Source organism: Oricola sp., from assembly GCF_965230365.1.
Taxonomy (GTDB): Bacteria; Pseudomonadota; Alphaproteobacteria; order Rhizobiales; family Rhizobiaceae; genus Oricola.
Genome location: NZ_OZ246003.1, coordinates 1,506,383 through 1,526,886 on the forward strand (window position 1 = coordinate 1,506,383; position 20,504 = coordinate 1,526,886).

14 protein-coding genes and 1 pseudogene are annotated in these 20,504 nt (G+C 63.2%); 9 read left to right on the forward strand and 6 right to left on the reverse strand.

Annotated features, from left to right (window positions below):
* Positions 1–104 precede the first annotated feature (104 nt).
* Entirely contained in the window at positions 105–1,700 is a 1,596-nt protein-coding gene (locus ACO06R_RS07290) for an isocitrate lyase (RefSeq protein ID WP_421857881.1), read from the reverse strand.
* A gap of 181 nt (positions 1,701–1,881) precedes the next feature.
* Positions 1,882–2,967, reverse strand: a complete 1,086-nt coding sequence (locus ACO06R_RS07295; protein WP_421857883.1) for a hypothetical protein — start codon at positions 2,965–2,967, stop codon at positions 1,882–1,884.
* A gap of 155 nt (positions 2,968–3,122) precedes the next feature.
* Between ACO06R_RS07295 and ACO06R_RS07300 the strand changes: the two genes are divergently transcribed.
* Positions 3,123–3,857, forward strand: a complete 735-nt coding sequence (locus ACO06R_RS07300) for a glutamine amidotransferase (protein ID WP_421857886.1) — start codon at positions 3,123–3,125, stop codon at positions 3,855–3,857.
* Complete coding sequence (locus ACO06R_RS07305) at positions 3,854–4,165, forward strand: hypothetical protein (RefSeq protein ID WP_421857889.1); 312 nt, start codon at positions 3,854–3,856, stop codon at positions 4,163–4,165. Before ACO06R_RS07300 ends, ACO06R_RS07305 begins: the two co-directional genes overlap by 4 nt.
* A gap of 688 nt (positions 4,166–4,853) precedes the next feature.
* On the opposite strand, the gene ACO06R_RS07310 is transcribed toward ACO06R_RS07305, so the two are convergent.
* From ACO06R_RS07310 to ACO06R_RS07320, 3 genes and pseudogenes are all read right to left on the reverse strand, one after another.
* Positions 4,854–5,219 (reverse strand): endonuclease domain-containing protein, encoded by a 366-nt coding sequence (locus ACO06R_RS07310; RefSeq protein WP_421857892.1) that lies wholly within the window; start codon positions 5,217–5,219, stop codon positions 4,854–4,856.
* Between the two features lie 1,215 nt (positions 5,220–6,434).
* On the reverse strand, positions 6,435–6,860 hold the full coding sequence (locus ACO06R_RS07315) for a hypothetical protein (protein ID WP_421857894.1): 426 nt from the start codon (positions 6,858–6,860) through the stop codon (positions 6,435–6,437).
* A 649-nt stretch (positions 6,861–7,509) separates the two neighbouring features.
* Positions 7,510–9,795: pseudogene (locus ACO06R_RS07320) on the reverse strand (ATP-dependent helicase); the annotation flags it as partial.
* Positions 9,796–9,958: 163 nt separating this feature from the next.
* Here ACO06R_RS07320 and ACO06R_RS07325 point away from each other — a divergent pair.
* Entirely contained in the window at positions 9,959–11,020 is a 1,062-nt protein-coding gene (locus tag ACO06R_RS07325; protein ID WP_421857897.1) for an aminopeptidase, read from the forward strand.
* Positions 11,021–11,154: 134 nt separating this feature from the next.
* Entirely contained in the window at positions 11,155–12,798 is a 1,644-nt protein-coding gene (locus tag ACO06R_RS07330; protein ID WP_421857899.1) for an acyl-CoA synthetase, read from the forward strand.
* Here ACO06R_RS07330 and asnB read toward each other — a convergent pair.
* Positions 12,795–14,666 (reverse strand): asparagine synthase (glutamine-hydrolyzing), encoded by a 1,872-nt coding sequence (gene asnB / locus ACO06R_RS07335; protein ID WP_421857902.1) that lies wholly within the window; start codon positions 14,664–14,666, stop codon positions 12,795–12,797. The genes ACO06R_RS07330 and asnB overlap by 4 nt on opposite strands.
* Positions 14,667–14,852: 186 nt before the next feature.
* On the opposite strand from asnB, the gene ACO06R_RS07340 reads away from it, so the two are divergent.
* The 5 genes from ACO06R_RS07340 to ACO06R_RS07360 all read left to right on the forward strand — a co-directional run bounded on the left by ACO06R_RS07340 (position 14,853) and on the right by ACO06R_RS07360 (position 20,499).
* On the forward strand, positions 14,853–15,254 hold the full coding sequence (locus ACO06R_RS07340; RefSeq protein ID WP_421857905.1) for a GFA family protein: 402 nt from the start codon (positions 14,853–14,855) through the stop codon (positions 15,252–15,254).
* Between the two features lie 292 nt (positions 15,255–15,546).
* Positions 15,547–16,821, forward strand: a complete 1,275-nt coding sequence (locus ACO06R_RS07345) for an imelysin family protein (protein WP_421857908.1) — start codon at positions 15,547–15,549, stop codon at positions 16,819–16,821.
* Between the two features lie 63 nt (positions 16,822–16,884).
* Positions 16,885–18,402: a di-heme oxidoredictase family protein gene (locus ACO06R_RS07350; protein WP_421857911.1), complete on the forward strand. Its 1,518-nt coding sequence runs from the start codon at positions 16,885–16,887 to the stop codon at positions 18,400–18,402.
* A complete protein-coding gene (locus tag ACO06R_RS07355; protein ID WP_421857913.1) occupies positions 18,402–19,412 on the forward strand; it encodes an imelysin family protein in 1,011 nt (336 codons plus the stop codon). The genes ACO06R_RS07350 and ACO06R_RS07355 overlap by 1 nt, the downstream gene beginning before the upstream one ends.
* 4 nt (positions 19,413–19,416) lie before the next feature.
* The gene (locus ACO06R_RS07360) at positions 19,417–20,499 is read left to right on the forward strand and encodes a DUF1513 domain-containing protein (protein ID WP_421857916.1); all 1,083 of its coding nucleotides are present in this window, start codon (positions 19,417–19,419) and stop codon (positions 20,497–20,499) included.
* The last annotated feature ends 5 nt before the right edge of the window (positions 20,500–20,504 follow it).

Below are 20,504 nucleotides of genomic sequence, written 5' to 3' on the forward strand. Positions count from 1 at the left end.
ACTGCTGAAGGTTTTGTGACAATGCCATCGGTGCGCAGAACATAAAGAAAAAGGCGGGCCGAAACCCGCCTTCCGATCGGCCTTGTACCGATGTGCGCCCTGTATCAGGCGGCGAACTGGTTCATCGTGTTGTCGGTACCGCCGGCCTTCAGCGCGGCATCGCCGGCGAAGTACTCCTTGTGGTCGTCGCCAATGTCGGAGCCGGCCATGTTCTGGTGCTTGACGCAGGCGATGCCCTGGCGGATTTCGGCGCGCTGGACGTTCTTGACGTAGCCGAGCATGCCCTGGTCGCCGAAATACTCCTTGGCGAGATTGTCGGTCGACAGTGCCGCGGTGTGATAGGTCGGCAGGGTGATCAGGTGATGGAAGATGCCGGCCTCGCGCGCCGCGTCCTTCTGGAAGGTGCGGATGCGCTCATCGGCCTCGGCGGCCAGTTCCGACCCGTCATAGGCAGCGCTCATCAGCGTCGCGCGGTCATAGGCCGAAACGTCCTTGCCCTCGGCTTCCCAGGCGTCGAACACCTGCTGGCGGAAGTTGAGCGTCCAGTTGAAGGACGGCGAGTTGTTGTAGACCAGCTTGGCGTTGGGCACGACCTTGCGGATCTCGTCCATCATACCGCCGATCTGGCCGATATGCGGCTTTTCGGTCTCGATCCAGATCAGGTCGGCGCCGTTCTGCAGCGAGGTGATGGAGTCGAGCACGCAGCGTGCTTCGCCGGTGCCCTGCTTGAACTGGAACAGGTTGGACGGCAGGCGCTTGGGGCGCATCAGCTTGCCGTCGCGCTTGATGACGACGTCCGACGGTGCCAGATCGTCCGCCGAAACCTCTTCGCAGTCGAGGAAGGCGTTGTACTGGTCGCCGAGGTCGCCGGGCTCGTTGGAGTAGGCGATCTGCTTGGTCAGGCCGGCGCCGAGCGAGTCGGTGCGGGTGACGATGATGCCGTCTTCGACGCCGAGTTCGAGGAAGGCGTAGCGGCAGGCGCGGACCTTGGCGAGGAAATCCTCATGCGGCACGGTGACCTTGCCGTCCTGGTGGCCGCACTGCTTCTCGTCGGAAACCTGGTTCTCGATCTGCAACGCGCAGGCGCCGGCCTCGATCATCTTCTTGGCGAGCAGGTAGGTCGCCTCGGCATTGCCGAAGCCGGCGTCGATGTCGGCGATGATCGGCACGATGTGGGTTTCGTGGTTGTCGATGGCGTTCTGGATCTCGGCGGTCTTGTTGGTGTCGCCGGCAGCGCGGGCGGCGTCGAGGTCGCGGAACAGCAAGTTGAGTTCGCGGGCATCGGCCTGGCGCAGGAAGGTGTAGAGCTCTTCGATCAGTGCAGGAACGGAGGTCTTTTCATGCATCGACTGGTCCGGCAGCGGGCCGAATTCGGAGCGCAGCGCGGCGACCATCCAGCCCGACAGGTAGAGATAGCGGCGCTTGGTGGAGCCGAAATGCTTCTTGATGGAGATCATCTTCTGCTGGCCGATGAAGCCGTGCCAGCAGCCGAGCGACTGGGTGTAGTTGGCCGGGTCGGCATCGTAGGCGGCCATGTCGGCGCGCATGATCGAGGCGGTGTAACGGGCGATGTCGAGGCCGGTCTTGAAGCGGTTCATCGCCTGCATGCGGGCGACGGATTCCGGATCGATGGAATTCCAGGTGCCGTTCTTGCCGGCGATCATGCCGCGTGCGGTTTCGATGTCCTGCGAGTAGGTCACGGTTGTTCCTTTCCGTCGTCTTGTAAAGATATGTCATGCTGCATTGCGCCATTTGCCGGCGATGTCAGCAAAAACCCCACAAACCGGACATTCCATTCGTGTTGAAATGTTGCATCGCCAAATCGGGCGATGTGAATTTGTAAAAAATTTACAAGCCTGAGCCGCGCGGCGCGACGTCATCTCAGCCGCGATACGCGGCCCCGAACAGTGCATCGCGCGTCGCCTTGAGGCGGCAGTGCAGCGAAGCGCGGCGCGCCGCGAAGTTCCAGCGCCAACTATCCAATTCCGCGATGGTGCGCGAGACAGAGAAGGGCCGGCGCGGGCGTGGAGTTTCGAAGAGCTGGCGCTTGAGGTCCGCATCGGCATGGGCAAACAGCCCGCGCACGATCTCCGGATGCTGGTGCAGCGATTCGGCGAGCAGCGTGAAGCCGGAGAAGGCGGCTTGCCCGCGCCGTTTTTGCCGCAGCGCCGAAAACACGAAGCGGCGACTGCGGGCCATGGCCAGAAGATCCGACAGCATGTCGACGACCATCTGCCGCTCGCTCGCATAAGGCGTGAAGTGCAGCGTCTTGCCGCCATGTTCCGGGATGGAGGCGGCCGACAACAGCCGCGTTCCGTCCTTGAAGATCGATGCCGCCTCTGCCTTCACCTCGGCCGAGTCGGAGCAGATCAGGAGATCGCGATCGGCCATCAGCGCGCGGCAACGCATAAACAGGTGCCGGTAGTCGGTGTTGAGGTCGGTATGCCGGACATGGATGGCGTCGTAATCGCTGCCGAGTTTGACCAGGCGGCGGGCGATGTCGTTGGCAAGCGCCGGGACGAGGCCGACGCGCTGCAGCACCAGAAGGCTTTTGATCCCGCCGCCATACTGTTCGTGAACAAGCAGGCGTTCGTCATGGTCGCGCTTCAGGTCGAAGGTCAGCAATTCGCCGGTCTGCATGCAGATGACGTCATTCAGCACCAGGTGTCCATTGGACGCATTGGCGGAGATGCGCCCGGCTTGTCCGGCGGGTGCGACGCTCTCGATCTGGTCGAGCGCGGCGGCAACAACTGCGGACCAGGTGATGACGGGGCAGCCGAAGCCGTCATTGGGAACAAAGACCTCGTCGAAGGGCAGGCGCAGGCCGCCTTGCGAGAAATCGACGATCAGGGTGCGCCCGAAGCGGGCCGCGTGGCGGCGGCAGAACTCGAACTGCACCATCTGGTCATTGAAGCCGCCGCGCGGCCGGCACAACACATAGCGTGCGTCGGAATTTAGTGTTTCCATCGCCATTTACGCGAACAGTGTCCGTGATCCCCCAGCCGACATTTGTCGTTATCCAATTTCTGTACAGGCGGCCATGGCGCCGGGCAAGGCGGTTTGACGCGGGGCGCGCTTTGCCGCAATAAGCGCGACGACCTGCCAGCAAACACCAGACCGCCATGAAGCCCTTTCTGATCGTCCAGTTGCGCCCCGAGGCGGAAGCCTCCGACGACGAGTTCCGTGCGATCCTCGACAAGGGCGGCCTGCCGGAAGCGCGCGCCCGCCGGGTGCGGCTGGAGCAGGGGCCAATGCCGGCCGATCTCGACCTGGCCAACTATGCCGGCGTGATCGTCGGCGGCGGGCCGGGCTGCGTGTCGGACGCGCCGGAACAAAAGACGCCGCTTGAAGCCCGCATGGAAGCCGCCGTGATGGGGCTGATGCCGGCGGTCACCCGCGACGATGTGCCGTTTCTCGGCTGCTGCTACGGCATCGGCATCCTGGCGCATCATCTGGGTGCGCCGGTCTCCAAGGAGCGCTTCGGCGAGCCGGTGTCGGTGGTCGATGCGCGGGTGACAGAGGCCGGACGGGCCGATCCGCTGATGGCCGGCGTCGCAGACCGGTTCGACGCCTTTGTCGGCCACAAGGAGGCGGTGCAGGCGCTGCCGGCCGGCTGCGTGCATCTGGCGGCGGGCGACGATTGCCCGTTCCAGATGATCCGCTATGGCGAGAACGTCTATGCGACGCAGTTCCACCCGGAGGCCGATGGCGATGTGTTTGCGCTGCGCATCCGCATTTATCGCGACAAGGGCTATTTCGAACCCGCCGACGCCGACCGGCTGACGGCGGCGGCGCGCAAGGGCAATCCGGATGCCGGCGCGCGCATCCTCAAGAACTTCGTGGAGAGATATCAATGATGCTGCTTGCCCTCATGCTGGCCGTCAACGCCGTGCTGCATTTCGCCGTGGTGGGCCGCTTCGGCCTTGCCGGCCGCGCCAATGTGCCGGTGTTCATCTACGCCTTCATCTACGGTGCGCTTGCCATCGCCGTTTGGATGGCCGTGCCCTATGTGCTGTGGGCGGTGCTGGTGTTCGGCGGCGTCGGCTTTGCCGCGCTGACGGCGACCTTCAACAGTATCGATCGCGAAAAGTCGCTCGACCGGGCGATCTGGCTGCTCGATGCCGTGATGCTGGCCTGGGTGGTGTATCTCCTGTTTTTCGCGTGAGGGTGAAGCTCCGGGTGCTGGCGGTAAGGGCGCGAGACTTTGTACAGCGTCATCCTAGGGCTTGACCCTAGGATCCATTCCAGAGCGGTTGCGAGTCGCAGGGTATCTAAGAACGGGTTCCATTCTGCATTTTGAGCGCCGAGCTTGGACGGATCGGAATGGATCCCTGAGCGCCGACGGCGCTTCGCTTGTCGTTGGTCAAGCCCTAGGATGACGACCTCCCTTTTTCCATCACGGCTAATCTCCACCATCAGCGCGCACGTCATCACCACCGCGCCTCGCTTCCGAGACCGGATTATTCTGAAGTTGGAAGACGGGCGGTCAAAGCATCGCAACGTCTAAAAGGTATAGCGATCCTCGGACCGCCCGCTCGGTGGTCTTGCAGCTTCGGTCGGCGGCCCGGAACTCTGTCCGGGAAAACAAGACTGCGCGCGCCGCTTCATGCCGCCCCGGCGTGGGGGTTCATCACCCAGCGATGCACCTCTGCACCGCCCACCGGGCACCGTCCCTCTCCCTGTGAGCCGGTGTGCACCCAGACTTCCGTGAGAAGGCAATTGCGATTGTAAGCGAGGGTTTAGGAGCGGTGGATAGATTTTTTCCGAGCGCAGGCCTATCTCTCCCCTTGCGGGAGAGAAAGCAAAAACCTGGGCTTGGTGAAGCCAAGTCCTTGGTTTTTGCCAGAGAGGGGCTAATCGATGTCTGTCCGCGCTCTCAGTCGGTGCAGGATGTGATCGCAAACGGCATCGAGACTGGTTTCGACTTCGTGGTTCCAGAAACGCAGCGTCTCGAAGCCCTCACGGCCGAAATGGGCATCCCGCACTTGGTCTCTTGCGTTTTCGGAGTGCTGACCGCCATCGACCTCGACAATCAGCTTCGTCTCGAAACAGACGAAGTCGAGAATGAAGCCGTCGAGCGGCACCTGTCGTTTGAACTTGAAGCCCTCGAGTTTGCTGCCGCGCAGTACCTGCCAGAGCATGTTTTCGGCCCGCGTGGCGTCGGCGCGCATTGATCGCGCGTGCTTGCGATGAACCCTCGGCGCTTCCCTGTGAGGCATCGGCGCTTTTGCCCCTCTCTGGTGATTTCCAAGGACTTAGCAGGCTAAGCCCGGGAAATCACTTTCTCCCCCGCAAGGGGGGAGATAGGGCGCGCCGCTTCATGCCGCCCTGACTTGGGGGTTCATCACCCAGTGACACACCTCTGCGCCACCAGCCAGGCACCGTCCTTCCCCCTGTGAGCCGGTGTGCACCCAGACTTCCGTGAGAAGGCAATTGCGATTGTAGGAGAGGGTTTAGGAGCGGTGGACAAGTTTTTTCAGCGCGTGGACTATGCATCTGAATATGTTGAATAAACGCATAGAGAAGCGAAAAACTTGTGCAACGGGCGGGGTCTCGTATCTCCCCCCCTTGCGGGGGAGGAAGTCTTTTCCTGCGCTTACAAGGGCTCTGCCTGCGTAAGTGCTTGGAAAAGACCAGAGAGAGGCTCGCGTCGCCGGATGCGTGTGCGGTGTTCTGCACCTCCAGCGCATTTGCCCCTCACTTGCGATTTCTAGCACTTAGCCTGCGGCTAAGCCCGGGAAATGTCCCGGCCCTCCGCTATTGCTCCGGGCGTTCAGTGCTCCAATCGACAAATCGTTGTCGATTGGCCGACCTGCAGTCGGACACTCCTCACCCAACCGGGCACCGTCCCTCTCTCCATCAGCCGGTGTGCACGACAGACTTCCGTGAAATGGCAAGGGTATTTGCGGGGGTGTCTTTTAGCACGGTGGTTGAACTGGAGGTTGCAAGCGCTGGCGCGAAACGCGGCGGTGTCCGGTCACCTTGAGGTTCTCAGCTGCCGCAGAGAGATAGCGATCTGTTTCAGAACAGCGGTCCCGAAATCGACGCTACGACAGCGTGATGATTTGACGTAAAGTCATGTATGTGTAGTTTCCGAAGCTCGAGATTAGGAGGGTTCGCATGCCGGATGACCAGAATCGCACGACAGAGGCTGAGATTTCATGGGTGGTACTAGGAATCCTTTATCAATCTCCGGTTGGTGAGATGAGCGTTCATGATCTAATTCGCTTAATACCTGGCAGTATCTCCCTAACGGGAGAGGATCGAAAGCACTCTTCGACAAGGCCAAACGAGGAATTGTGGGAGCAGAGGGTTCGCAATATCCAATCTCACTACAAGACCCCGGGAAACTTCATAGCGGAAGGTTTCCTTGAACATATCGATTCAGGCTATCGTATTACCGACGCCGGGAGGCTGCACTATGAGAACAATAGTTAGGAGTATGCCTTTTTGTATCCTGGTTTAAGCCAGCTTAGTGCAGTTCCGCTTGGTGCGTTCTTATCCCAAACAAACCATGCATATGCGGTCGTTCCGCTACCTTTCCGCGTCGCTCCATCCATATAGAACGTAATTCTCTCGCTAAACACCCATACCCTACTCGGGGGGCATTCCGAGTATATAGTCTTGGCTCGATTTGCGCCTTCCAAGAAAGCGAGCCTCAGCAGTAGCGCAAATTTCTTCTCCGAAAGCTCTACGCCTTTTCTTACGAATTCTTCTGCGCTGTTGTATGGCGGATTTGTGATAATGTTTTGTGTGCGGACGCCTGCCTTAGTGAAGTCAATTCCCGGATCGCCGAAGCCCCGATCATGGAGATCTGAACTTCTGACTGCGCTGCCGGTGGTTTCGAGCACCTTCGACATTGCGCCATTTCCACAAGCGCATTCCCAAATCTCACCTACGAAACGCTCATTGTCTACAAGCGCATGTGTGGCCCAGGCAGGGGTCGGGAAGAAATCGGGACCGTCGAGATCTGCAGAGCGCTTTAGCGTGGGTATGTGGGCGCCATTGATCTGATAAGTTGCGTCCATTGTCTCGGCTTTAGCTGATCGTCGGTAACTAGGTTATGGTAAATAGAGTGTAAGGAAGTTGGTAAAATTTGGATTAACATGGCGATCTCGCCTTGCTTCTCACTGACCACATTCTTCACACCGCCTCCACAAACCCGTCCAGCACGCGCTTCTGGCCGGCCTTGTCGAAATCGACCGTCAGCTTGTTGCCATCGATTGCAACGATGTTGCCATTGCCGAACTTCAGGTGAAAGACGCGGTCGCCGACCGAAAAGGGCGACGGGGTGTCGGAGACCGACTTGGCGACCAGCTCGCCCTCGATGGTCTTGCCCTTGATGCTGCCGCGCCCGGCGCCATAGCCCGATTCCGTCTCGCCATAGCCGATGCGCTCGACCCCGACGCCGGAGCGCGAACCCCAGTTCTGCGCCGTGCCGGCATTGCGGTTTTGTTGCGCCCGCTGCCAGCCGGGCGAGGAGCGGTTGGTGGAAAACGGATCGGCGCTGTCGAAACGCGAGGCGCCATAGGAGCCGTAGCCGCCATAGTTGGATGACGGCTCGGCGACATCGACATGATCGGTCGGCAGTTCCTCGAGAAAACGCGACGGCATGGTCGACTGCCACAGCCCGTGAATGCGGCGGTTCGACGTAAACCAGATGTGGCAGTTCTGCTTGGCGCGGGTGATGCCGACATAGGCGAGCCGGCGCTCTTCCTCCAGCCCGGAACGGCCGCCTTCGTCTAGGGCGCGCTGGTGCGGGAACAGGCCCTCCTCCCAGCCGGGCAGGAACACGGTTTCGAATTCCAGCCCCTTGGCGGAGTGCAGCGTCATGATGTTGACGGCGTCCATGTTCTCGTTCTTGTCGGCATCCATGACGAGCGAGACATGTTCGAGGAAGGCGCGCATGGATTCGAACTCCTCCATGGAGCGGATGAGTTCCTTCAGATTGTCGAGCCGGCCCGGCGCTTCCGCCGAACGGTCGGCCTGCCACATGGCGGTGTAGCCGGACTCCTCAAGGATGGTTTCGGCCAGTTCGGGATGCGGGGTTCGCTCGATCAGGCCGGCCCAGCGGGCAAAGCCCTCGACAAGGTTGCGCAGGGCGGCGCGCGGCTTCGGCTTCATCTCCTCGGTCTGGACCAGTTCGGCGGCGGCGGCGAGCATCGGCACGCCGCGGGCGCGGGCATAATCGTGGATCATGCGCACCGAGGCTTCGCCAAGGCCGCGTTTCGGCGTGTTGACGATGCGCTCGAAGGCGAGATCGTCGGCGGGCTGGGCGACGACGCGGAAATAGGCCATGGCGTCGCGGATCTCCATGCGCTCGTAGAAGCGCGGGCCGCCGATGACCCGGTAGTTGAGGCCGAGCGTGACGAAACGGTCCTCGAACTCGCGCATCTGGAACGACGCGCGCACCAGGATCGCCATGTCGTTGAGCTTGTGGTCGCGGCGCTGGGCCTGCTCGATTTCCTCGCCGACGGCGCGCGCTTCTTCTTCGGAATCCCAGGCGGCGTGGACCTGCACCTTCAGGTGTTCGGGGTCGTGGAAATCGGTGAACAGCGTCTTGCCGAGCCGGCCCTCATTGTGGGCGATCAGATGCGAGGCGGCGCCGAGAATGTGGCCGGTGGAGCGGTAGTTGCGCTCCAGCCGGATGACGGCGGCGCCTGGAAAGTCCTTCTCGAAACGCAGGATGTTGTCGACCTCGGCGCCGCGCCAGCCATAGATCGACTGGTCGTCGTCGCCCACACAACAGATGTTTATCTTGTTTTCGCTCGCGCCGAGTTCGCTGCGCTCACCGGCTCCGCGGGGGCCTCGCAAAGGCTCTGACGGGCTGTCGCCCTTGCCGCCTTCGGCGGGGGCGGGCAGATCACCCGGAAATGCGCTCTCGTCGCCAAGGAAGGGAGCGGGGGCCTCGGCGAAGCCTTCGCTCACGGCCGCGCGCTCGCGCGCCGAATTCGGTCTGGTCTGCGGCCTTTGGGCGATCAGGCGCAGCCACAGATATTGCGCCGTGTTGGTGTCCTGGTACTCGTCGACGAGGATGTATTTGAAGCGGCCGTGATATTCGGCTAGCACGTCCGGATTGTCGCGGAAGATGCGGATCGGCAGGCAGAGGAGATCGCCGAAGTCGACGGCGTTGAGCGTCTTCAGCCGCTCCTGATAGGCGGCGAACAATTCGCGGCCCTTGCCATTGGCAAAGGCGCGGGCATCGCCCTCGGGAATGTCCTTCGGGCCGTAACCCTTGTTCTTCCAGCCGTCGACCATCTGGGCGAAGGCGCGTGGCGCCCAGCGCTTGTCGTCCAGCCCCTCGGCCTGGATGATCTGCTTGATCAGGCGGATCTGGTCGTCGGTGTCGAGGATCGTGAAGCCGGATTTGAGGCCGGCCAGCTCGGCGTGCCGGCGCAGGATCTTGACGCCGATGGAGTGAAAGGTGCCGAGCCAGGGCATGCCTTCGACCGTCTCGCCGACGAGAAGCCCGATGCGCTCCTTCATCTCGCGGGCCGCCTTGTTGGTGAAGGTCACGGCGAGGATTTGCGACGGCCAGGCGAGCCCCCGCGACAGGATATGCGCAATGCGGGTGGTGAGCACCCGCGTCTTGCCGGTGCCGGCGCCGGCGAGCACCAGGACCGGGCCCTCGGTGGTTTCCACAGCGCGGCGCTGTTCGGGATTGAGCCCTTCCAGATAGGCGGGCTGGCCGCCGGCGCGGGCGGCCATGGCGCGCGCCGCGATGCCCGAGGGAGCCGGAGTGGCGCGGGGCGGTTGGTCATCGCCAAACGGGATGTCGTCGAAGGGATCGCTCATGCAACCGGAATGTAGTGATTCGGGCGCGAAAGACCAGAACGAAAGGCGAATGGGCGGGGGACGGTTGGCGCCTGGTCTCGCAGCTGGACCAGTCGACGCCCACGGAGGACGGCGGCGGGAGATTGTCTCCACCGCAATTGCTTTGCCGTGCTATGGGCAGGGCATGAGACGAGTTCTGATCCGAGTAATGGCGGCGGTCCTGCTGGTCCCCTTGCTCAACGGGTGTACCGGCATTGGCTATTATGCCCAGTCGGTGGACGGACATCTGAAGATGCTGTCGGCGCGCGAGAAGGTGGAGAAGCTCATCGACGATGCCACCAAGCCGGGCCAATTGCGTGCGCAGATGGCGCTGGCACGAGACATTCGCCGGTTTGCGAGCGATGAACTGGCGCTGCCGGACAACAACAGCTACCGGTCTTATGTGGACACCGGCCGCGACTATGTGACCTATGCGGTGTTCGCGGCGCCCGAATTCTCGCTGACTGCGCATACATGGTGCTTCCCGGTCTATGGCTGCGTACCCTATCGGGGCTATTTTTTCCGGGACGCGGCCGTTGAGTTCGCGATCAAGGCCCAGCAACAGGGCCTGGACGTCCATGTGGCGGGGATCACCGCCTATTCGACGCTCGGCTGGTTCGCCGATCCGCTGCTCAACACCATGTTTCGCCACGACGAGACCTATCTCGCGGGGCTTGTGTTCCACGAACTGGCCCACCAGCAAGTCTATGTGCGCGGCGATACCGCGTTCAACGAAGCCTTCGCCGTGGCGGTCGAGACGACCGGCGTGAAGAGGTGGCTGAAGCAGACATCGGATGCGGCGGCGCTCAGGCGCTACGAGGCCGACCTCGCGCGCAAGGCCGTTTTTCTCGAACTGGTGGCGCAAGCCCGTGCCGATCTGGCTGAAGTCTATGCTGGACCCGGCAGCGATGCGGCAAAACGGGCGGCAAAGACGGCGGCGATCGAAAAACTGCGCCGGCGATACCGGCGCATGCGGGACGGGCGCTGGGGCGGGTATCGCGGTTACGATGGCTGGTTCGATGCGCCGATCAATAACGCCAAGCTCGCGGTGTCCGGTTTCTACAACGATCTGGTGCCCGACTTCGTGCGCCTGCTGGCGGCCTGCTCCGGCGACTACACGACGTTCTACGAGGCCGTGGAACGCATTGGCGCGCTCGACGAGAACCGGCGCCACGCGGCGCTGAAGGCGGCGAAAAGATGCAGGTGATTACGGCAGACAACCGGCTGCTTCGGTATTTCTACGCGCTTGCCGAGGCTGATCGAACGGCGATAATGACGCAGGGAGCGGCGTCCAACGAAATTGACGAACCGCTTATGTCGGAACCCTTGGGGAGGAGAAAGATGGAAGGCACGATCTACGGCACCGGGCTCGACCGCAACGCCGCCAACTACCAGCCGCTGACGCCGCTGAAGCATCTGGAGCGCGCGGCGGCGGTGTTTCCGGACCATGTGGCGATCGTGCATGGCGAGCTCCGCCGGACCTATCGCGACTTCTACGCCCGCTCGCGCAAGCTCGCCTCGGCGCTGCGCGCGGCCGGCATCGAGCGCGGCGACACGGTGGCCGTGATGCTGTCGAACACGCCGCCGATGCTGGAAGCCCATCACGGCGTGCCGATGGCCGAAGGCGTGCTCTTGTCGATCAACACGAGGCTCGACGCCGATATCATCGCCTTCCAGCTCGACCATGGCGAGGCCAAGGTGGTGATCGTCGACCGCGAATTCGCCGCCGTGATGAAGGGCGCGCTCGACAAGGCGTCGATAACGCCATTGGTCATCGACTATGACGATCCGGACTACCCCGACGACGCGCCGTTTGCGAAAGGCGCGATGATCGGCTCGGTCGAATACGAGGAATTCATCGCCGACGGCGACCCGGACTTCGCCTGGGCTATGCCGCGCGACGAGTGGGACGCGATCTCGCTCAACTACACGTCGGGGACAACCGGCAATCCGAAGGGCGTCGTCTACCATCATCGCGGCGCGGCGCTGATGGGCTATGCCAATGTCATCGCCTCTTCGATGGCCAAGCACCCGGTCTATTTGTGGACGCTGCCGATGTTCCACTGCAATGGCTGGTGCTTTCCGTGGACGCTCGCCGTGCAGGCGGGCACGCATGTGTGTCTGAGATGGGTGCGCGCCGGCGCGATGTATGACGCCATTGCCGACCACGGGGTGACGCATCTGTGCGGCGCGCCGATCGTCATGGCGACGCTGATCAATGCGCCGGAAGCAGAGAAGCGCGACTTTCCGCAGACCGTGACCTTCAACACCGCCGCCGCACCGCCGCCGGAAAGCGTGCTGGCCGGCATGGCGGATGCGGGTTTCGAGGTCACCCATCTCTATGGGCTTACCGAAACCTACGGGCCAGCGGTGGTCAATGAATGGCACGCGCAGTGGAACGAACTGGACGGGCCCCACCGCGCGGCAATGAAGGCGCGACAGGGCGTGCGCTACACGGCGCTGGAAGACCTGACCGTGATGGATCCGGAGACGATGCAGGAAGTGCCCGCCGACGGCGAGACGCCGGGCGAGGTGATGTTCCGCGGCAACATCGTGATGAAGGGCTATCTGAAGAACCCGTCGGCGACCGACGAGGCGTTTGCCGGCGGCTGGTTCCATTCCGGCGATATCGGCGTGCTGCATCCCGACGGGTACATCCAGATCAAGGACCGGTCGAAGGATGTGATCATTTCGGGCGGCGAGAACATCTCGTCGATCGAGGTGGAGGACGCGCTTTACAAACACCCGGCGGTGCAGGCGGTCGCCGTGGTGGCGCGACCGGACGAGAAGTGGGGCGAGACGCCCTGCGCCTTCGTCGAACTGAAGCCCGGCGCTGCGGTGACCGAAGCGGAGCTGATCGAACACTGCCGGTCGATGATCGCGCGCTACAAGTGCCCGAAAACGGTGGTGTTCTCCGAACTGCCGAAGACATCGACCGGCAAGATCCAGAAATTCGTGCTGCGCGAACAGGCGAAAGTGGTTTAGGCGGCTTCGTCGCGTGTCATTGCCACCAGCTTCTCGCCGAGATCGTCGGGGCGCTCGCCTTCGGCAAAGATGCGTGTGAGCAGTTCGGCTGCGACCAACTGGTTGCGCGAACTCCAGTCGGTTTTCGCATGGTGCGTAGCCGCCTCGGCGTCGCGCCTGGACCAGCGCATGACATCCTTTAGAACACCGTCGCGCAGCAGCGCTTCGGTGCCGGTGGAATAGGTGCTCGTCAGAGGAAAGCCGAGCTTGGATTTTTCGATGTTCTGGCGCGGCACCCAGGATCGCGCGGCCTGTTTCAGCAGGTATTTGGAGGTGCGTTTTCGATAGAGATCACGCCCCGGCAGATGCAGCGCGAAGTCGATCAGGCTGTTTTCTAGGAAGGGGACGCGGATTTCGACCGATGCCAGCATGCTGAGACGGTCCAGCCGGTTGAGCAACTCCTGCATGTGGCTGCCCATATCGTGCAGGCCCGAGGCGATGGCGCCGCGATCGCGGTAGCGCGGAAGCCCCGACACGGCGCTGGCACATGCCGACTGCGACAGGGCGGCGAAGGGCGCGGCGGCTACGAAGCCGGGAAGCCTGTCGCCCGAGCCTGCTTCGACTGGCGATCCGTGGAATGGCGCTTCTTGCAGTTGCCTGGCAAGCCGGTCACGGCTTCGTTTCGACCGGAACAGGGACCAGGGCGGATCGGCGCGGCGCCAACGCCGCGCGGTCACCCGATGCGTGAGATAGCCGCCGAAAAGCTCGTCGGCACCCTCGCCGGAGAGCAGGACGGGGATACCGTCGGCGCGGCAGCGCTGGGCGATGGCAAGAAGCGCGGTGTCGCTGAACGCATAAGTCATGGTTTCCAACGCGAACACCGCGGTCGGCCAATTGCGCAGGAACGTGTCGCGGTCCATGCCGACGGGATGGAGCGTCGCCCCCGATTGCCGTGCGGTCAAAGAGGCGGCTGCCACCTCGTTGGGCTCCTTGTCGGGATCGGCGACAAAGGCCGACATGCCGGGAAGGCCGCGTGCGGCTATCGCCGTGACCATGCCGGAGTCGACGCCGCCGCTCAGGCATGCCGCAACCGGCGTGTCGGCGGCAAGATGCAGCGCCACGCTGCCTTGCACGAGTGCGCTCAGCGTCTCCATCTTCTCGGCATCGGACCGGCGATTCGAAAGCAGCCGATCCGGATCGAAAGCAGCGAGCGGCTGCCAGTATTCGATCTCCTCGCAATCGGTGCCGTGGCAGCGCAGGATGGTTCCCGGCCGCAACCGTTCGACGCCGGAAAAGAGGCTGGTGTCGTTGGCGTTGCTCATCACCATCATGCGTAGCGTGAGGGCGCGGGCGTCGATTTCGGCGTTGCCCGCCATGGCGGCGAGCACGCCCTTGTCTTCGGATGCAAAAGCCAGCCGGCCATCCATGGTGGCCAGGGACATCGGCTTGATGCCGAGCCGGTCGCGCGCCAGCCAGAGCGTTGCGGTCCGGGCGTCATGATAGGCGAGTGCGAACATGCCGTTGAACCTGGGCACCGCGGCCTCGGGGCCCCATTGATGCAGCGCGCGCAGCACCACCTCGGCATCGCCGGAACTGACGAACGCAACGCCTTCGCGTTCCAGTTCGGCCCTGAGTTCGCGGAAGTTGTAGACCTCGCCGTTATAGACAAGCGTGCCGGCGCCGTCCGGCGTGGACATGGGCTGGGCGGCGCGCTCGGTCGGGTCCAGAATGGCCAGTCGCCGGTGGCCGAGCGCGACATCGCGCAGTGTGCGGTGGCCGTCGCCATCGGGTCCGCGATGGGCGATCGCCGCCGTCATGCGCCGGACGTCCCGTTCGTCGGCCTCGGTGACCGGTTTGCCGAAACGCCAAATGCCTGCAATGCCACACATTATCCAAAATCTCTTAAACGGGCATGACGAAACGCCGCGTGACTTCAATGCCGGTGGTCGCAACGACCGTTCCGCAATCTATCGTTAGGTCAGATTTTGTCATCCCTTTCTGCGGCGACCGCGATTTGTCAGTGGAGCCAAACAGCCTTATCGCTGCAAGTGCATTGCCAGCACCGGAGAATACTCATGACCGACAAACACACAGGCGCGTGCCTTTGCGGCGCGGTGTCGTTCGAGATCGAAGGCGATTTCGACAAGTTTTTCCTTTGCCATTGCAGCCGCTGCCGCAAGTTTTCAGGCTCGGCGCATGCCTCGAACCTGTTTTCCACCGAAGGCAAAATCACATGGCATTCGGGCGAGGACCGGATCAGGCACTACGAGGTGCCGGATACGCGGTTTGCCAAGAGCTTCTGCGCCGAATGCGGGTCGCCGCTGCCACGCGAGCGCCCAAGCGGGCTGATGGTGCCGGCGGGCTGTCTCGACACACCGGTCGAGATCGAACCCGACGCGCATATCTTCATAGCCGACAAGGCGAGCTGGGATGATCGCCTCGACGAAGTGAAGACATTCAATCAGGGGCCGGGCTGAGGGCGGAGAACCCGGTTGGCCAACAGACCGGCCGGGATTGCGGCACGATCACCGCCGAGACGCATTCGCTGCAGGCGGCGGGACTGGCGCTGGCAATCGTGAGCTGATCCGGTTGCCTGGGTGTCAAAGATTTTTTGTTGCTTTAAACTTGAGCGCGACTCTCAGGTTGACAAAGCTGATAATGTTTATCAAGTTATTTCCGGCTCAGTTCCGACCCTCGTTTGCAGGGGCTCCGAACGTGCTGTCCGCTTTGGAACCGGATAACAAAGTCTCCTGACAAGGACACAAATCCATGAAAACCGCCTTTCTTGCGCTTAGCGCCTGCACCACGCTGGCCGGGCTCACTCTCTCCGCTCAGGCTCACGAACACGGCAAGGCCGCCGTGCTGGACACCTATGCCGACATCGCCGAGGCCAAATATGCCGACAGCCTGATCGCCGGCACCAGGCTGCAGGCCGCTATCGACGCACTGATCGCCGATCCGTCGGCTGAAGCGCTGCAGGCGGCAAAAGCGGCCTGGCTGGCATCGCGTGTGCCTTACCAGCAGACCGAGGTCTACCGGTTCGGCAACGCCATCGTCGACGACTGGGAAGGCAAGGTGAACGCCTGGCCGCTCGACGAGGGCCTGATCGACTATGTCGACGCGTCCTATGGCGGTCCGTCGGACGAAAACGAATATGCCGTGCTGAATGTTGTCGCCAATGCCAACTTCACGCTGTCCGGCGAAACCATCGACGCAGCCGAAATCACCCCGGCGCTGCTGGAAGAAACGTTGCATGAGGCCGATGGCGTGGAAGCCAATGTGGCGACGGGTTACCACGCCATCGAGTTTCTGCTGTGGGGCCAGGACCTGAACGGCCATGGCGCTGGCGCGGGCAACCGGCCCTGGACCGACTATGCGGCTGGCGCCGACTGCACCGGCGGCAATTGCGACCGCCGCGCGGCCTATCTGAAGGCGTCGGCCGATCTCTTGGTCTCCGACCTGGAATGGATGGCGGCGCAGTGGGCCGATGGCGGCGCAGCCCGCGCAGCCCTGATGGAAAACGAGGATGCCGGCATCGCGGCCATTCTGACCGGCATGGGTTCGCTGTCTTACGGCGAACAAGCCGGTGAGCGCATGCGCCTCGGCCTGCTGTTGAACGATCCCGAGGAAGAGCACGATTGCTTCTCTGACAACACGCATAACAGCCATTACTACGATGGTCTGGGCATCCAGAATGTCTATCTCGGCAAGTATGTCCGAATCGACGGTTCGCTGGTCTCCGGCGCGTCGCTGTCGGACATGGTGGCCCACGATGATGCCGACCTTGACGCCGAAATGCGCGGCAAGCTTTCGGCGACGATGTCGGCTCTGGGCTCCATCAAGACCGCGGCGGAAGCCGGTTTCAGCTATGACATGATGCTGGAGCGCGGCAATGCGGCAGGCGAAGCCCTCGTCATGGGCGGCGTCAACGCGCTGGCCGACCAGACGAGTTCGATCGAACGGGTGGTTGCCGCGTTGGGCGTCGACGATATCGCATTCGAAGGTTCCGACAGCCTCGACAATCCGAACGCTGTGTTCGAATAAGCAAACAAGCGGGCCGGCGCAGAGCCGGCCCGCGCCATCGCATGACCGGGCAGTATTGCGCCGATGATATCGAGAACCTTGCTGTCGCTCGTCCTGTGCGGCACTGCCGGTGCCGTCGCAGCGGGTCCGCTTGACGAGCCGCATTTGAACATCTTGCCGCGCACGGCCAAAGAGGCGGCTCGGATTGCGGGTGTGACGGCCCCGCCCGAAAATTTCGACAAGCCTTCGAAATACGAGCACCTCTCCGCGGGGGCGGCAACCGTGCGCCGACGGGCCGATGCGGACGCGTTTTCGCAGCCTTCGGGCAATATAAGCTTTGCCGGTGAACTGGACTTCCGGGTCGGCGACGGCCTGTTTCGCAAGCTCTGGGTATCGTCGCCGTCATCCACCAAGGCGTCGGACGGGCTCGGTCCGCTGTACAATGCCCGCTCCTGCCAGCGCTGCCATATCAAGGACGGGCGTGGTCATCCGCCGGAAGGGCCGGACGACAGCGCGGTCTCGATGTTTCTGCGCATCTCGATACCGGGAACCGCAGCCGACGCCCCTGCCGGGATCGACGGTTACATCCCGACGCGGCCGGACCCGTCCTACGGCAAGCAAATGCAGGATTTCAGCCTCGCCGGCCACGAGGCCGAGTACCGGTTGCAGATCGACTATGAGGAAATCGAGGTGCCGCTTGCCGGCGGCGAGACGGCGTGGCTGCGCAAGCCGACCTACCGGGCAGCCGATCTTGGCTATGGCCCGCTGCATCCGCAAGCGATGCTCAGCCCGCGCATCGCGCCGCCGATGATCGGCCTCGGCCTGCTGGAGGCCATTCCCGCCGCCGACATTCTTGCCAATGCCGATCCCGACGATGCGGATGGCGACGGCATCTCCGGTCGTGCAAACATCGTCCACTCGGTCGAATTCGGCATGCCGATGCTTGGCCGTTTCGGCCTGAAGGCGGGCTCGCCGACCGTGCGCGAGCAATCGGCAGGCGCGTTTGCCGGCGATATCGGCATATCCACGCCGCTGTTCGTGGATCCGTGGGGCGAGTGCACGGAAGCCCAGGCCGATTGCCGGGCCGCGCCGCATGGCGACGGCGATGACCGGGTATTCGAGGTCGACGAGATCGGGCTTGACCTCGTGGCGTTCTACAGCCGCAATCTCGGCGTGCCGGCCCGCAGCGACGCCGGCGACCGAGTAGTGCTGGCGGGAAAGAAGGTCTTTCACGCGACGGGGTGTGCGAACTGCCACCGGCCGGCCTTTGTTACCCACCGGCTGGAAGACCGTCCGGAACAGAGCTTCCAGCTGATCTGGCCCTATAGCGACCTGCTGTTGCATGACATGGGCGAGGGGCTTGCCGACAACCGGCCCGAAGGCCGGGCGACAGGGCGCGAATGGCGCACGCCGCCGCTATGGGGTATCGGGCTGACCGAGCAGGTCAGCGGGCATAGCTTTTTCCTGCATGACGGGAGAGCGAGATCGTTGCTTGAAGCGGTGCTATGGCATGGCGGTGAGGCCCAGAAGCAACGAGATGCCGTGGCCGCCATGCCACCGGAGGAGCGGGCCGCCCTGATCCGGTTTTTGGAGAGCTTGTGATGCTAACGCGACTGATTTTCGTTTTCGGACTGTTGCTCGCCGGAACGGCACGCGCCGAGCCGCCCGACATCGCGGCAATCGTGGACAATCACGTCCTGCCCGGTTTCCGGACTTTTGCCGACAAGAGCCAGGCGCTCAGTGCGGCCGCTGAAGCGGATTGCGCGCCGAGCGCGCCGGAATTGCGCAGCGCCTATGGCACCGCCTTCGATGCGTGGATCGCGGTCAGCCATTTGCGGTTCGGACCGACCGAGACGGCGGATCGCGCGTTCAGCCTGGCGTTCTGGCCCGACAGCCGGGGCAAAACGCCGAAAACGCTCGGCGCGCTGATCGATGCGGCGGATCCCGCGCTGACGACGGCGGAGGGATTTTCCACGGTCTCGATTGCGGCGCGCGGCTTCTACGCGCTGGAGTTTCTGCTGTACGATCCGGCTTTCGCCGAGCGCGGCTCTGCGGACTATCGATGCGCACTTGTCCGGGCGATGGCCGCCGATGTTGCGCGTAACGCGGCTGACATCCTCGAGGACTGGCAAGCAAACTACGCCGATCTGCTCAGACATGCCGGCGCGAACGACGACTACCGCAGCCCGGAAGAGGCTGCCAAGCGCCTGCTGACAGCACTGTCGACGGGACTGGAGTTCACGTCCGACATGCGGCTGGGGCGGCCGATGGGTACCTTCGAGCGGCCGCGTCCGAAACGAGCGGAAGCGCGCCGGTCGGGCCGTTCGCTGCGCCATGTGGTTTTGTCGCTGGAAGCCACGCGCGATCTGGCGCGGCTCCTGGCGGCGCCGTCGCCGGACGCCGCCGAGGCGCTGGAAGCGAGCTTTGGGCGCGCATTGAAGCTGGCGTCCCAACTTGGCGATCCGGTGTTTGCCGGTGTTGCCGAACCGCAAGGGCGTTTTGAGGTCGAGGCCTTGAAGCAAGCGGTCGACGACGTTCGCGATGCCGTGACGACGCGGCTCGGACCGGCGTTGGGCGTTGCCGCCGGCTTCAACTCGCTCGACGGGGACTGATCCCGTGCCGAGCCGCCGATCCCTCGTTTTCGGTGCGTTGGCCGCCGGTTTTTGCCCATCGACCGGTTGGGCGCAGGCGGGCAGCCCCGCCTTTGTCGCAGCAGCGCGCAATCCGGACGGCGCCTATGCCCTCTACGGGTTATCCAAGGCGGGCGAAGCGGTCTTCAACCTTCCGCTGCCAGGCAGGGGGCACGCGGCGGCAGCCCATCCGGGCAAACCCGTGGCAGTCGCGTTCGCACGACGGCCCGGTGATTTCGCGATTATCATCGATTGCGCGACGGGAACGACCGTCGCGACCTTGCGGACACCTGCGGGACGGCACTTCTACGGGCATGGCGCGTATTCTGCCGACGGACGGCTTTTGTACACCACCGAGAACGATTTCGAGAACGCGCGCGGACGGATCGGCGTTTGGGATGTCGCTGCCGGCTACCGGCGGATCGGCGAGCATGATTCCGGCGGCGTCGGACCGCATGAAATCGTGCGTATGCCCGACGGGCAGACGCTGGCGGTCGCCAATGGCGGTATCGAGACGCATCCGGACAGCGGCCGGGCGAAACTCAACGTCGCGACCATGCGCCCGAACCTCAGCTATGTGTCGCTGGATGGCGAGATTGTCGATCGGGTCGAGCTTGCTGCCGAGTTGCGCAAAAACTCGATCCGCCATCTTGCGGTGTCCGGCGACGGAACGGTTGCCTTTGCCATGCAGTGGCAGGGTGAGACGGGCGAACAACCGCCGCTGATCGGTATGCACAGGCGCGGTTTTGCGGCAAACCTGTTGACAGGCGGCAGCGAAGACCATCGGGCCATGGAGAACTATGTCGGCAGCGTTGCGTTTTCCGGCGATGGAACGCGTATCGCTGCGACCTCGCCGCGCGGGGGGCTCGTTCAAGTGTTCGACACGTGTGACGGTCAGTATCTCGGTGGCGTTCGCAGCCGCGACGTCTCAGGCGTTGGCGCCCTCGGCGACGGTTTTGCCGTGACCAGCGGCACCGGGCTGCTTGTTGTCATCGACGGAACGGTGGCGGTGCGTACGGCGCGCCACGCGGTCGCATGGGACAACCATCTCGTACCTGTCGGCGCATAGGCTGC

What these genes read in the sequence shown, in the direction of transcription:
- ACO06R_RS07325 (WP_421857897.1), top strand. Translation starts at nt 9,959, where the DNA reads ATGAGACGAGTTCTGATCCGAGTAATGGCGGCGGTCCTGCTGGTCCCC.
- ACO06R_RS07330 (WP_421857899.1), top strand. Translation starts at nt 11,155, where the DNA reads ATGGAAGGCACGATCTACGGCACCGGGCTCGACCGCAACGCCGCCAAC.
- ACO06R_RS07300 (WP_421857886.1), top strand. Translation starts at nt 3,123, where the DNA reads ATGAAGCCCTTTCTGATCGTCCAGTTGCGCCCCGAGGCGGAAGCCTCC.
- ACO06R_RS07310 (WP_421857892.1), bottom strand. Translation starts at nt 5,219, where the DNA reads ATGCCTCACAGGGAAGCGCCGAGGGTTCATCGCAAGCACGCGCGATCA.
- ACO06R_RS07350 (WP_421857911.1), top strand. Translation starts at nt 16,885, where the DNA reads ATGATATCGAGAACCTTGCTGTCGCTCGTCCTGTGCGGCACTGCCGGT.
- ACO06R_RS07355 (WP_421857913.1), top strand. Translation starts at nt 18,402, where the DNA reads ATGCTAACGCGACTGATTTTCGTTTTCGGACTGTTGCTCGCCGGAACG.
- ACO06R_RS07305 (WP_421857889.1), top strand. Translation starts at nt 3,854, where the DNA reads ATGATGCTGCTTGCCCTCATGCTGGCCGTCAACGCCGTGCTGCATTTC.
- ACO06R_RS07295 (WP_421857883.1), bottom strand. Translation starts at nt 2,967, where the DNA reads ATGGAAACACTAAATTCCGACGCACGCTATGTGTTGTGCCGGCCGCGC.
- ACO06R_RS07340 (WP_421857905.1), top strand. Translation starts at nt 14,853, where the DNA reads ATGACCGACAAACACACAGGCGCGTGCCTTTGCGGCGCGGTGTCGTTC.
- ACO06R_RS07315 (WP_421857894.1), bottom strand. Translation starts at nt 6,860, where the DNA reads ATGTCGAAGGTGCTCGAAACCACCGGCAGCGCAGTCAGAAGTTCAGAT.
- ACO06R_RS07345 (WP_421857908.1), top strand. Translation starts at nt 15,547, where the DNA reads ATGAAAACCGCCTTTCTTGCGCTTAGCGCCTGCACCACGCTGGCCGGG.
- asnB (WP_421857902.1), bottom strand. Translation starts at nt 14,666, where the DNA reads ATGTGTGGCATTGCAGGCATTTGGCGTTTCGGCAAACCGGTCACCGAG.